Raw genomic sequence first — 12073 nt, 5'->3', positions numbered from 1 at the left:
CGGCCCGCCGGTCGCCAGCCCCGTCCGGCCGGTCGTGCCGTGAGCCGGGTCACCCGGAGACGCGGGGCCGGTGTCAGTGGTGGGTGCGAGACTCGACCCGTGCCCCAGACCGCCGCCTCACCCCGCTCCAACCCCTACACGGCGGTACTCCGCACCCCAGGTGCGCTCAAGTTCTCCGCGGCCGGCGCGCTGGCCCGGCTCCCGATGTCGATGGTCGGCATCGGCGCCGTGCTCATGGTCCAGGGCCTGTACGACAGCTACGCCATGGCGGGCCGCGTCGCGGCGGTGCTCGGCCTGGCGCAGGCGTTCCTCGCTCCGCAGATCGCCCGCTGGGTGGACCGGCGGGGCCAGCGGAAGGTGCTGCTGCCCGCGCTGCTCGTGTCCGTCACCGGGCTGGGCGGGCTCGTCACGGCCGCCGTGCTCGGCGCCCCGGAGTGGGTGCTGTGGCCGCTCGCCGCGATCGCCGGCGGCAGCCAGGGCTCGTACGGCTCCATGGTCCGGGCCCGCTGGAACGCGGTGCTGGACGACCCGCGCGGTCTGCACACCGCGTACTCGCTGGAGTCGTCGGTCGACGAGCTGGTCTACATCGTGGGCCCGGTGCTGGCCACGACGCTCGCGACGGCGGTGGCCGCGCCGTCCGCCCTGGTGGTCGCCGGGGTCGCGGCGCTCGTCGGCGGGCTGCTGTTCCTGGTGCAACGGTCCACGGAACCGGCCGTCGTGGCCGCCGACGCCGAGGTGCGGCGCCGGCCGGTGGTCCTCGTGCCCGGCATGCCCGTGCTGGTGCTCGTCTTCGTGGCCATGGGCATGATCTTCGGCTCCATGGAGGTCGTCACCGTCGCGTTCGCCGAGGAGCAGGGCAGCAAGGGCGCCTCCGGCCTGGTGCTCGCGGTCTTCGCCCTGGGCTCCATGGTCGCGGGGCTGGTCTACGGCGCCCGGCACTTCACCAGCCCGGCGGTCCGGCGGTTCGTGATCGGCATGGCCGCGCTCGGCCCGGGTGTGTCCCTCTTCCTCCTCGCCCACACGCTCTGGGCGCTGGCGGCCGCGATGTTCGTGGCCGGCCTGGCCATCGCGCCCACCGTCATCACCGGCAACGGCCTGGTGCAGGACATGGTCGGCAAGCACCAGCTCACCGAGGCCCTGACGTGGGTGGGCACGTCGATCGGCATCGGCGCCTCGCTCGGCGCGTCCGTCGCCGGGCTCCGGGTGGACGACGCCGGGGCGACCGCGGGCTTTCTCGTGCCCGTCGCCGCGGCCTGGTTCGCCACGCTGCTGACGCTGGCCGCGGCCCGCACGCTGCGGCGCCAGTCCGCGGCACGGGAGTAGCGCCCGCACCGCCGATGGCGCAGAAGTTCACCCGTTTTGTCAGGAGATGGCATTCCATTTCCTGATAACTTGCAGGCGACTCCCAGAATCTTCACGAACGGACGCGCATGCTCGTCTTCATCGTCATCGGTCTCCTCGGACTCGCCCTCGCGCTCGCCTCGCTGCTGCTCGGCGACTTCTTCGACCTGGCCGACGGCGCCATCTCGGGCACGTCGCTCGGCGCGGGCGCCCTGCTCTTCGGCGCGACCGGCACGGTGATCCTGTCCAACGGGCTGCCCGTCTGGGTGGCCTACCCGGCGGGCCTCGTGGTCGCCGTCCTGGTGATCATCCTGGTCAACGTGCTGATCAAGCGCCTCAAGGCCGGCGAGGACGGCGGCCCGGTCTCCCTGGTCGGCGCGCAGGGCAGCGTGACCTCCGACGTCGACCGCGGGCACGGCGAGGTCTCCCTGGACGCCGCCACGGAGCTCGAGACCCGGCTCGCGTTCTCGGACGAGCCGATCGAGCAGGGCACGCGCGTCGTCGTCGTCGAGCAGCACGGTGCCCGCGTCAAGGTCGAGCCCGTGCGCTGAGGCTCGACCCGGCGCCACCCGTCCCCCGCCCCTCCCCGAACGCACCCTCGGCCGGGACCGCTCGACGGCTCGGCCGGCACACCCCACCCCAGGAGCCGAAATGACCGGTCAACTCATAGGTGTCATCGCCGTCGCCGCGGGCGTCCTCGCGATCTTCCTCGTCCTCGCGTTCGTCGCGAGCCGGATCCGGCGCGTGCCGCCGAACGAGGCGCTGATCGTCGTGGGCCGTGGTGCGGGGAAGTCCGAGGCCCAGACGGCCAGCCAGCGGGTGGTCGTCGGGGGCCGGGCCTTCGTGTGGCCGGTGCTGCAGCAGGGCTTCTCGATCTCGCTGGAGCAGCGGCAGATCGGCATCACCGTCGAGGGCGTCGACAAGAACCGCATCAAGATCGCGATCAAGGCGTCGATCAACTTCAAGGTGCGCGGCGACGAGGAGGGGGTGCGGCGCGCCGCGCAGCGCTTCCTGTCCCAGCAGCACCTGCTCACCGAGATCATCAAGGAGTCCCTGGAGGGCTCGCTGCGGTCGATCGTCGGCGACATGACGATCGAGCAGATCATCTCCGACCGCAAGGGCCTGTCCGACCGCGTGGTGCAGTCGACCAAGACGGACCTCTCGGAGCAGGGCCTCCAGGTCGACCTGCTGAACATCTCCGACATCTCGACGCCGGGGTCGGACTACCTCGCGAACCTCGGCCGCGCCGAGGCCGCCAACGCGCGTCAGCTCGCCGAGGTGTCCGAGGCCGAGGCGAACCGCGCGTCCGAGTTCGCCGTGATCGAGGCCGCCGAGCAGATCGCGGAGCGCCAGAAGGCGCTCGACCTCAAGAAGGCCGCCATCAAGGCGGAGACCGACAAGGCGAACGCCGAGGCGGAGGCCGCCGGCCAGCTCGCCCGGGCCGAGCAGGACCGGCTCGTGGCCCAGCAGGAGCGCGAGGCCATGGCCGAGAAGGCGCGCGTGGAGCAGGAGCGCCTCGACATCGAGGTGCGCAAGCCTGCGGAGGCCAAGGCGTACGCCGAGGTCCAGGGCGCGAATGCCCGCCGCGACGCCAACAACGCGGCCACCGAGGCCGAGGCCTTCAAGCGCACCACGATCGCCCAGGCGAACAAGACGGCGGCGCTGCAGGACGCTGAGGCGTCCGCCGAGGCGGTCCGCCGCGCCGGTGAGGCCGAGCGCGACCGGCAGGTCGCCCTCGCCGCCGGTATCGAGGCCGAGGGCCGGGCGCGCGCCGCCGCCGTCGAGGCCGAGGGTCTCGCGGAGGCGACGGCCACCGACGCCAAGGCCGAGGCCCTGCGCAAGTACGGCGAGGCCGCGCTGGTGCAGGAGCTCATCGAGCGCCTGCCGGACATCGTCCGGGCCGCCGCCGAGCCGATCGCCTCGATCCAGGGCATGACCGTGGTCTCGACCGACGGGGCCTCGGCGCTCACCAAGAACGTGGCCGCGGTGCTCGGCGAGGGCCAGGGCGTCATCAAGCAGCTCACCGGCGTGGACATCAACACGTTGATCTCGGGCCTGGCGGGTCCCACCCACGGCAACGGTGCGGGCACCGCCGACGGCGGGAGCGTCGCCGACAAGAACTGACCCACCCCGCACGAGTTGTCAGACCCCCAGCTCCCCCGAGGGACCTGGGGGTCTGACCCGTCAGGAGGGTCAGGGCTCCGGGTACCGCGCGTCGTAGCGCCAGAACCGCGGCGTCAGGCGGACGATCAGCCAGAGCAGCACCACGCACGTGAGCCCGCCGGCCACGGCCGCCCAGCCCTCGCCGAACCAAGTCGCCTCGGCGCCGAGCACCATCTCCCCGAGGCGCGGGCCGCCGGCCACCACCACGATGAACACGCCCTGCAACCGTCCGCGCATGTGGTCCGGGGTGGCGGTCTGCAGGATGCTCTGCCGGAACACGGAAGAGATGCTGTCCGACCCGCCGGCGAACGCGAGCGCGATCCCCGCCGCCACCACGGCCCAGACGATCGTCCCGTCGGGTGACCCGCGACCCACCAGCACCAGCACCAGCCCGAACGCGGCGATCGACAGGCCCCACGCGGTGATGGCCCAGACGATGATCTGGCCCTGCTTGCGCAGGCGCGTCAGCCCGCCGGAGAACACGCTCGCCAGGATGCCGCCGACGGCGAAGGCCGCGGCGAGCACACCCGTCGTCGTCTCGCCGCCGCCCAGGTAGATGACGCCGGCGGCGGGCCACAGCACCCGCGGGAACGACAGCACCATGGCGCAGATGTCGACGAGGAACGTGGTGCGCACATTGGGCTGGGTGGCGAGGTAGCGCAGACCGTCCAGGACCGAGCGCAGCCCGACGGCGCCCACCCGGCTGCGGCCGTTCCCACTCCCGCCCTCGCCCATGCCCTCCGGCAGCACCGGCGGCAGGCGGAACACGGCCCAGAGGGCCGCCAGGAACAGCACCATGTCCAGCGTGTACGCCCAGGCGTAGCCGAGCTGGGCGACGAGGAGCGCGCCGATGAGCGGCCCGCCGGTCAGCGCGACGTTCATCGAGAGCGACGCCAGGGCGTTGGCCGCGGGCATGAGCTCCTTGGGCAGCAGCCGCGGGATGATCGCCGAGCGCGCGGGGTTGTTGATCGCGAACGCCGCGCTCTGCACCGCGACCAGGCCGTACAGCAGCTCCACGGACTCGAGGTCGAGCCAGGCCTGCGCGGCGATGCCGGCCACGACCAGCCACAGCACGGCCGAGGAGATGAGCGAGACCTTGCGCCGGTCGTAGTGGTCCACGAGCGCCCCGCCGTACAGGCCCAGCGCTACCAGCGGGACCAGCGAGAAGAGCCCCAGGACGCCCACGGCGAGGGTGGACCCGGTCAGGGCGTAGACCTGCAGGCCCACCGCGACGATGGTCACCTGCGTGCCGATGTTCGAGATCGACAGGCCGAACCAGAGGCGCCGGTAGTCCGGCGACACCTTCAGGGGCGTGGTGTCGGCGAGCAGATGGCGCATGGTGGTCCGATCGTATGCCGGGGCAACCCGCCCGGGCCGCCTCGTCCCATATGACGTACACCGCACTCGCGCCGGGAGCGGGCCTGGAGACGGCTCGGCCCGACGCCGGACATGACAGAGCGGGCGCCCAGGTCACCCCCCGATGCCCTGAGCTCCCGCTCTGTTCACCCTCGTCCGTGGGCCGGGCCGCCCCCCAGCGGCGCCCCGACCCCGGACTCGGGTCCGTAGGCCGGGACACCCCCCAGCGGTGTCCCGACCCCAGACTCCGGTCCGTGGGCCGGGGCGCCCCCCAGCGGCGCCCCGACCTCACGAACCTCCCCGACCCGGGCTGAGCCGGTCTCGCCTCACGAGCCCCTTGACAAGCTCATCGGCAGGACCGCGCCCGGGCCGTTGTCGCCCGTCGCTCCGTGGTTCACACCACGTAACGACGGCGACGCATACGGAGCACCACGATGCCCAGCCCCAGAAGGAGCGAGACCAGCGCGAGCTGCCCCGTGATCATGGGGCCCGTCTGGGCCAGGGTTTCGCCGGGAACGTCCACCGGCACCACCTGCCCCTCGGGCCTGGTCGCTGTACCGACGAGGTAGCCCTCGTGCGGGCCGCCCGCCAGGAGCGCCCCGTCGTAGGCCGTCGGCACGACGACCGCCTTGTCACCCCAGCTGAGGTCGACGCCGGCGTTCTCGGCGCCGGCATCCGGGACCGGGTCGCCGGACGACGCGTCGGCGTCGGCCGCGTCGGCCGAACCAGGCGCGGCGTCTGCCGCGGCGGCGCCGGGCGCATCGACGGCGCCAGGAGTCGCGGCGCCGGACCAGTCCTCGGCGGGGTGGGTGATCCCGGGGCCGTCCGCCCCGGGAAGTTCTGTCTCGTGGCCGGGCCGCGAGCCACCGGTCCCGAGCGCGTCGCGGCCGGGACGGCCCTGTCCAGGGGCGGCCGGCGCGTGGGTGCCGGGTCCACCGGTCGTGGGCTCGCCCGGCCCGGGCTCACCGGTACCGGGTTCGACCACGTCGGGGTCGAGGACGCCCGGATCCAGGATGCCGGGTCCGTCGGTGCCGGGCTCGGTGCCCGGGTTGTCGGTGCCGGGCTCGGTGCCCGGGTTGTCGGTGCCGGGCTCTGTACCCGGGTTGTCCGTGCCGGGCTCGCCCACACCGGGCTCGCCCACACCAGGCTCCTCCGTACCCGGCTCGCCGGCACCCGGATCGACGCCGGGCACCTCGGTCCCGACGGGCAGGAGACCCTCCAGGATCCCGTCGACCAGACCGTCCGCACCGAGCGTCCCGTCAAGGACCTCCTCGACGACACCGGAGATGTCGGCGTGCGCGACGGACTCGGCGCCGTCGTCCGCCGGAGCAACCTCCGCGGCGCCGCCGTCCGGAGCGAGCTCCGCCGCGCCGCCGTCCGCCGCACCGCCGTCCGCCGCACCGCCGTCCGCCGCACCGCCGTCCGCCGCGCCGCTGTCCGCCGCAGCCTCAGCCGGCCCTTCGGGCGCAGCAACAGGCGAAGCAGCACCCTCGATCGTCCCGGGGGCTCCCTGAGCAGCGTCCGGCAGGGCGTCACCCGCGGCGTAGGCCGCGCCGGCGCCGACGACCACGAGGCCGCCCGTCACGAGCGCCGTGTACAGGGCCCGTCGGAAGTTCTTGTGCATGGGTCTCTCCTTGCCTGGCGTGGAGCCGACGGCACATGCGCCGTCGGGTGGTGCCGCACACGTGTGCGCGGACCAGCCAGGTCAGGCAGGAGAGACAGGGATGTCCGTGTAGCTGCTCGCCAGCTTGGCGCGCGACTCGTCGGTCGACACGCGCCAGGAGCGCGCCCGGAAGACCAGCAGGGCGGAGAGGACCGCCAGGGCGTCGCTGCCCGGCACCTTGAGCTGCGGGGCGCCACCGCCCAGGGCGCCGCCGGCGCTCCCGGCGGACGCCGCGGTGCCCACGCCGCCGACGGCGAGCGGGAGGCCCGCGCCCAGCAGGCCGGGGCCGCCCGTCTCCACGACGCCCGCCGTCACGACGCTCAGCGCGTCGGCGGTGTCGACGGCGGCCGCAGGGGCGGGCGCACGCATCAGGTCGAGCATCGCGTGCTGGACCCCGGCTGAGGTCCAGACCACGACACCCGCGGCGTCACCGGGGGTCTGCAGCGCCCCCGGGTACGTCGGCTCTGTGGGGTCCTCGGCCCGCTGGGTCGGGACCACCGTCGTCGGCCCGCCCGCCACCGGCCCGCCCGTGGCCGGCTCGGTCGGCAGCACACCCGGCACCGGGACGAGCGGCTCCACGATCGGGTTCAGCGGCTCGACGACCGGGGCGAGCACCTCGCCGACGGGGGCGACCGCCTCGCCGACCGGCGTCAGCACGGGCGCCAGGGCGTCCGTGACCGGGTCGGTCACCGGCTTGAGCACCTGCGTGATCGGGGCGGTCACGCCGCCCACGACGCCGGTCACGGGGGCGAGCACGTCGGCCACGGGGGTCAGGAGTCCGCCCGTCACGGGCGCCAGCGGCTCGGTCAAGGCGCCGAGCACCGGAGCGAGTGGCGAGACGACCTGCCCGACGACGCCCGTCACCGGGGCGAGCACCTCGCCGACCGGCTCGGTCACGGGGGTCAGGACGGCGCCGACCTGCTCCGTGACGGGCTTGAGGACCGGGTCGGAGACCTGCTCGACGACCTCGGCGACCTGCTCCACGGGCTGCTCGGCCACACCGGCGACGATCTGGCCCACCGGCTCCGTCACCGCCGTCCGGACCGGCGTCGTCACCGGCTCCAGGACGCCCCCGGAGACCGCCGCGACGACGTCGTCGACGGCCTGGGTGACGGGCGCTGCCGGCGTCCCCGCCGACGACGGCGCGGCCGGCTCCGGCTTCCCCGCCGAGGACGGCGCGGGCTCGGCGAGGGCCTGCTCGGGAGCGGCGGCAGCGGGCGCGGACGGCTTCGGCGCGGGCGCAGCCGCGGGCGCGGACGTCTCCGGCGCGGGGGTCGCGGACCCCGGCGCGGCCGGCTTCGGCGCCGACGCGGTGCCGCCCGTCGCGGCCTGGTCGATCTTCGTGACCTGCCCGAGCGCCTCCGTGGTCTGCACGACAGTCTGGACCGTCGCCTCCACCGTGTCGCCGAGCACCGAGCCGAGCGACGGGCGCTCGGCGGCGCTGGACGGGGCCGCGAGGCCGACGCCGAGCGCGACGCCCGCGGCACCGAGGGCGAGGCTGCCGACGGCGCGCACGACGATGCGACGGAGGTGGTCCCCCGTGCTCGTCAGTGCGTCCTTCGACATCGGTCTCCCGCTCTCCGACCCGAGACAGGCCGCTCAGCAGCCATGCATACACATTAAATCTGCGGTGCGCCCCGAGGTTCGGCAACTACATACCTGCGGTTTGCGGATCGAGAATATTGTGCATGGGTACCGGCGTATGTCGGAAGAGGCGCGATATCCCGGTCATTCCAGGGCATCACGGGCGATGCGCAGGGTGCCCGATCCGGGCGGGTGAACTCTCCGGGATCACCCGACGGTGGCCCCGAACACCAGCCCGAGGACGTAGGTGGCGGCGGCCGCGCCGAGCCCGATCGCGATCTGCCGCAGTGCCCGGGTGAGCGGGGAGGTGCCCGACAGCAGACCCACGACGGCGCCCGTCACCAGCAGCGCGATCCCGACCAGCACGGTCGCGACGACGACCGCGGTGAGCCCGTCGAGCCCGAAGAGGTACGGCAGCACCGGGACGACGGCGCCCGACGCGAAGAACAGGAAGGACGACACCGCCGCGCCCCACGCCGTCCCGTGCGTCTCCAGGTCGTCGACGTCGGTGTCGGGTCCGCTCTCCGCGGCGGGCTCCAGGAGCAGCCCGCCCGTCGAGGGCGCCACGGCGAGCCGCGCGAGCACGGCGTCGGCGCGCGCCGTCGCCTCCTCGCCAGCCATGCCCCGCGCCCGGTACACGAGCGCGAGCTCGTTCGCGTCGACGTCGAGGTGGGGCAGCGCGTCGTCGGCGGTGGGCGACGGGGACGACGCCTCGAGCAGCTCCCGCTGCGAACGCACCGACACGAACTCGCCGGCGCCCATCGACAGCGCGCCCGCGAGGAGGCCCGCGAGCCCGGTCAGCAGCACGGTGCTCGTCGCGACGCCGGAGGCGCCGATGCCGAGCACCAGCGCGAGGTTCGACACGAGCCCGTCGTTCGCCCCGAAGACCGCGGCGCGGAACGTGCCCGACAGCCGGTTGCGGCCGCGGGTGGCCAGCGCCCGCACCACCTCCTCGTGGATCTGCTCGTCGGCCGCCATCGTCTCGGTGGCGTCCGCGTCGTGCGCGTACGAGGACCGGGCCTCGGCCCGCTGGGCGAGCGCCAGCACGAAGACGCCGCCGAACCGGCGGGCCAGGAAGCCGAGGCCGCGGGTCCGCAGGTCGCCGCGCACGGGCGCGCCGACGTCGGCACCCAGGAGGTCGAGCCAGTGCGACTCGTGCCGCTTCTCCGCCCGCGCGAGCGCGAGCAGGATCTCCCGCTCCTCCCCGGTCCGCCGGCCCGCCAGGTCGCGGTAGACCGCCGCCTCGGCCCGCTCGTCGGCGAGCAGCCGGCGCCATCGCCGGATGTCGGCGCGGGTCCGGGGGCGCGAGGGGTGCAGCCCCTGGGCGCGCTGCTCGGGCGTGGGTGTGCCGCCGGACGGGCGACGGGCGGGGCCGGAAGGTACGTGAGGCACACAGTCATCATGCCCGTGGATCGCCGGTCATGGGTTTCGTAGGCCCTTGGCCTCGGTTTCGCCGTGCCGAACTCTCGAACGGCGTCCACCCGCGGCCAGGCGTCCGGATTCTCGGGCAGAAGGATGCACAATGGACGCCGTGATCATCGTCAGCACGCACGGGTCGGCCGCGCCGGGCGGCGCGATCGGATGGGCGTGGATCAACCACGCGGGCGGGCAGTTCGACTCGGGCGGCGCGGCCCAGGGCAACGATCAGGTCGCCGCACTCTCAGCTCTGCTCCGCGCCATCGACGCGCACCCCGGCAGCGAGCCGCTGCTCGTGGAGTCCGGCTCGCAGTACGCCGTGCGGTCCGTGTCCGAGTGGTCCGAGGGGTGGAAGCGCAACGGCTGGCGCTCCCCCGCCGGCGAGCCCGTGCCGAACGTCGGCCTCGTGCAGGACATCGACCGCGCCGTCACCGAGCGCACCGGCCCCGTCCGGTTCCACTGGGTGCGGGGTCACGTGGGCAACCCGTACAACGAGCGGGTCGACCAGCTCGCCGGGTTCGCGGCGGAGGAGTGGGCCGCGGGACGCGGCGGCGTCGGCGAGATGCTGGTGCCGGACGCCGGGATGATCCCCGACGCCGAGCTGCGGGACGGGAGCCTCACCGTCGAGGCCCGCGAGGGCACGCCGCCCGTGACACGGCCGACGCCGGTCGTGACCGGCGCCGGCCGTACCTGGGAGTCAGGCACCCTCTTCTAGCAGGCGAGCAGGACCTACAGACCGACGAGCAGGAGCTCCTCCGGGGTCCGCGCCGCCGCGGCGACCCTGCGGTCGTCGACCGGGCGGGCGATGTCGTCCCCGGTGTCCGCCTCGTCGGCGGGCTCGTCGGCCGCCTCCCGGACGAAGAGCGGGACCGGCTTGGCCGTCCGGGCGCTGAACTCGAGCCGGTCGGCCACCGCACGGGCGTGCTGCGCCATGTCGTGCGCGATGGTGATGCTCTCGCCGAGGTACGCGCTCGGGTCGATCAGGCGGCAGATCTCGTCCCGGTCGAAGTACGCGCTGACGGTCGCGTTCCGCACCAGCAGGTCGAGGAACTGCACGTCGCCCACGGCGGACTCCTGCGCCACCTCGTACACGACCTCGTGCGCCTTCTGCCGGCCGATGCGCTCGCCCAGCTCCATCATGAGCGACTCCGAGCCGATGAGGCCCTCGCTCAGCGCCAGGTTGGCACGCATCCGCTGCTCGTCCAGCTCCAGGCCGTCCAGGATCACGTCCAGGCGGGTCAGGATGTCGCCGGCCAGGACGGTGGCGCGGGAGACCGTCGACTCCAGGAGGTCGGTCATGCCGCCGTTCGCCTCGTGGTCGTGCTGCATCGACTCCAGCGCGGGCGCCGCGAGGGCGCGCAGCTGGGCGCTCATCGACAGCAGGTCGAGGGCGAGCTGCGGGTTGCGCTTGTGAGGCATCGTCGAGCTGCCGACGGTGCCCTCCGGGATGGGCTCGAACGCCTCGCCGAACTCCGGCTGCATCATCGAGTAGATGTCCTTGCCGATCTTGCCGGCCGTGCCGGCGACCTGGCCGAGGACGAGCACCAGCTCGACGATGCCGTCGTTGATCGCGCGCGACGGGACGGGCATGGTGCCGAGCCCGAGGTGGTTGGCGACCCGGCGCTCGACCTCGCGCCCCGCGGGACCGAACGACGCGAACGTGCCGACGGCGCCGCCCATGAGCACCCGGAAGAGCCGGTCCTCGAGGCGCTCGAGCCGGTCGGTGTGCGCCGTGAGCTCGTCGATCCACACGGCGACCTTGAAGCCGAACGTGACCGGCACCGCGTGCTGGCTGTGCGTGCGGCCGGCCATCGGCACCGCCGCGGAGGCCTCCGCCTGCTTGGACATGCCGCGCAGCACCTTGGCGAGCAGGTCCTTGACCGCCCGGTGCGCGTCGCGCAGCACGAGCACGTCCGCCGTCTGCGTGATGTTCTGCGTCGTGGCGCCCCAGTGCACCCAGCCGCCGTACTGGCGCCCGACCACGCGGGCGAACTCCTCGATGAGCGGCATCAGGGGGTGGCTGGCGGACGCCGTCTCCGCCGCCACGCGGTCGAGGTCCAGCTTCTCGATCTGCGCGGCCCGGGCGATCGTCTCACCGGCCGGCTCCGGGATCAGGCCGATCTCGGCCTCGGCGAGCGCGAGTGCGGCCTCGACGTCGAGGCGCGCCTGGAATCGGTTCTCGACGCTGAAGAGGTGCGCGATCCCGGCGTCGGGAACGCGTCCGTCCGTGAAGTGTCGAATCGATTCGCCATTCATCCCTGGTAACCCCACTCGGTTCTTGTGTCGTACGTGACTGGACGTGCTCTGCTGGGCCCGTACCCCGTCTCGGGGTCAGGCCGCCGGCGAGTTCCCTGTTCCACGTCGTACCGGCCGCCGCGGGACCTAGCCCGCCTGCTCACCGTGCCGAACTCGCTGTGCTTCATGCGCCTGCATCGACTCGCCGTACTGCCTTGCTCTACCGAATTGTGGGAGAGGATGCGCGCCCCAGGCTAGCGGAAGTGTTTCCAGAATGTAACGGGAGTGAGGTCCGTCACATGAATTTTCGGTGAC

General features: G+C 73.7%; 9 protein-coding genes. 4 read left to right on the top strand and 5 right to left on the bottom strand.

Annotated features, from left to right (window positions below):
* Nucleotides 1–99 precede the first annotated feature (99 nt).
* From ACZ7LE_RS28140 to ACZ7LE_RS28130, 3 genes are all read left to right on the top strand, one after another.
* A complete protein-coding gene (locus tag ACZ7LE_RS28140; protein WP_470406504.1) occupies nt 100–1323 on the top strand; it encodes an MFS transporter in 1224 nt (407 codons plus the stop codon).
* A 107-nt stretch (nt 1324–1430) separates the two neighbouring features.
* Nucleotides 1431–1892 carry an NfeD family protein gene (locus tag ACZ7LE_RS28135; protein WP_470406503.1) on the top strand — a complete coding sequence of 154 codons (462 nt, stop codon included), beginning with the start codon at nt 1431–1433 and terminating at the stop codon, nt 1890–1892.
* Nucleotides 1893–1992: 100 nt separating this feature from the next.
* Nucleotides 1993–3465 (top strand): flotillin family protein, encoded by a 1473-nt coding sequence (locus ACZ7LE_RS28130; protein ID WP_470406502.1) that lies wholly within the window; start codon nt 1993–1995, stop codon nt 3463–3465.
* Between the two features lie 69 nt (nt 3466–3534).
* Here ACZ7LE_RS28130 and ACZ7LE_RS28125 read toward each other — a convergent pair whose 3' ends face one another.
* The 4 genes from ACZ7LE_RS28125 to ACZ7LE_RS28110 form a co-directional block, all read right to left on the bottom strand.
* Complete coding sequence (locus ACZ7LE_RS28125; RefSeq protein ID WP_470406501.1) at nt 3535–4842, bottom strand: MFS transporter; 1308 nt, start codon at nt 4840–4842, stop codon at nt 3535–3537.
* A gap of 412 nt (nt 4843–5254) precedes the next feature.
* A complete protein-coding gene (locus tag ACZ7LE_RS28120; protein WP_470406500.1) occupies nt 5255–6484 on the bottom strand; it encodes a hypothetical protein in 1230 nt (409 codons plus the stop codon).
* Between the two features lie 81 nt (nt 6485–6565).
* Nucleotides 6566–8089: a hypothetical protein gene (locus ACZ7LE_RS28115; protein WP_470406499.1), complete on the bottom strand. Its 1524-nt coding sequence runs from the start codon at nt 8087–8089 to the stop codon at nt 6566–6568.
* 225 nt (nt 8090–8314) lie between these two features.
* Nucleotides 8315–9499: a VIT1/CCC1 transporter family protein gene (locus ACZ7LE_RS28110; RefSeq protein ID WP_470406498.1), complete on the bottom strand. Its 1185-nt coding sequence runs from the start codon at nt 9497–9499 to the stop codon at nt 8315–8317.
* Nucleotides 9500–9629: 130 nt separating this feature from the next.
* Here ACZ7LE_RS28110 and ACZ7LE_RS28105 point away from each other — a divergent pair, with 130 nt between their 5' ends.
* Nucleotides 9630–10238, top strand: coding sequence for a ribonuclease H family protein (locus ACZ7LE_RS28105; protein ID WP_470406497.1), 609 nt, complete (start codon nt 9630–9632; stop codon nt 10236–10238).
* Nucleotides 10239–10252: 14 nt separating this feature from the next.
* Here ACZ7LE_RS28105 and ACZ7LE_RS28100 read toward each other — a convergent pair whose 3' ends face one another.
* Complete coding sequence (locus ACZ7LE_RS28100) at nt 10253–11779, bottom strand: class-II fumarase/aspartase family protein (protein ID WP_470406496.1); 1527 nt, start codon at nt 11777–11779, stop codon at nt 10253–10255.
* Nucleotides 11780–12073 lie beyond the last annotated feature (294 nt).

The organism is Promicromonospora sp. NPDC110617, assembly GCF_055598465.1.
Note: the sequence above shows the minus strand (reverse complement) of the source record. Positions and strands in the feature narration are given on the sequence as shown.

What these genes read in the sequence shown, in the direction of transcription:
- ACZ7LE_RS28135 (WP_470406503.1), top strand. Translation starts at nt 1,431, where the DNA reads ATGCTCGTCTTCATCGTCATCGGTCTCCTCGGACTCGCCCTCGCGCTC.
- ACZ7LE_RS28130 (WP_470406502.1), top strand. Translation starts at nt 1,993, where the DNA reads ATGACCGGTCAACTCATAGGTGTCATCGCCGTCGCCGCGGGCGTCCTC.
- ACZ7LE_RS28125 (WP_470406501.1), bottom strand. Translation starts at nt 4,842, where the DNA reads ATGCGCCATCTGCTCGCCGACACCACGCCCCTGAAGGTGTCGCCGGAC.
- ACZ7LE_RS28120 (WP_470406500.1), bottom strand. Translation starts at nt 6,484, where the DNA reads ATGCACAAGAACTTCCGACGGGCCCTGTACACGGCGCTCGTGACGGGC.
- ACZ7LE_RS28115 (WP_470406499.1), bottom strand. Translation starts at nt 8,089, where the DNA reads ATGTCGAAGGACGCACTGACGAGCACGGGGGACCACCTCCGTCGCATC.
- ACZ7LE_RS28105 (WP_470406497.1), top strand. Translation starts at nt 9,630, where the DNA reads ATGGACGCCGTGATCATCGTCAGCACGCACGGGTCGGCCGCGCCGGGC.
- ACZ7LE_RS28100 (WP_470406496.1), bottom strand. Translation starts at nt 11,779, where the DNA reads ATGAATGGCGAATCGATTCGACACTTCACGGACGGACGCGTTCCCGAC.